General features: G+C 35.9%; 1 protein-coding gene. It reads right to left on the reverse strand.

Annotated elements, in window-relative coordinates; translation table 11 throughout:
• Positions 1-229 precede the first annotated feature (229 nt).
• Positions 230-485, reverse strand: a 256-nt coding sequence (locus tag VQ048_RS12560; RefSeq protein WP_327611973.1) for an RteC domain-containing protein, incomplete at its 5' end; no start/stop codon positions are given.

Raw genomic sequence — 485 nt, forward strand, 5'->3', positions numbered from 1 at the left:
AAGACTCAGGCGATGATAACGCCAAGTTTTACCAATGGGTAGATAGAAATTTAACACATTTTAGCACATTTTGCCTATGCCTTAATAATCATAAATTTAGAGCAAAAAAAAGACGCTTAAAGCGACTGATGATCATCTTGAAGTTAGTAAAGTAAGTAGTGAGAGTGTGGTTTGCCAATGGGTAGTTATGGGCAAAGGTCATTCAGCCCCTTAGAAGGCTGGTCATTTCTTAAACATTTTTATCCATATAAGTTTCTAAGGAATTGACTAATTGATTTAAAAATAAAGTTCTTGAACCTGAACGACTTTTCATACGATGAAAGGTGTGGTGGACATCTTGTAATTCAACTTTGAATAAAGCTTGAAAAGTTATAGCGATTTTATTTAAACTAATTTGTCCACTTGAGATGGCTTTTGCAGCGTGAAGAGCATAGAGGAGTTCAACTAAAGCGGCTTTACTTTCCGTCCAATGAATCGGACGATGG

It is taken from the genome of Bergeyella anatis (assembly GCF_036016955.1).
Classification (GTDB): domain Bacteria; phylum Bacteroidota; class Bacteroidia; order Flavobacteriales; family Weeksellaceae; genus JAYWXI01.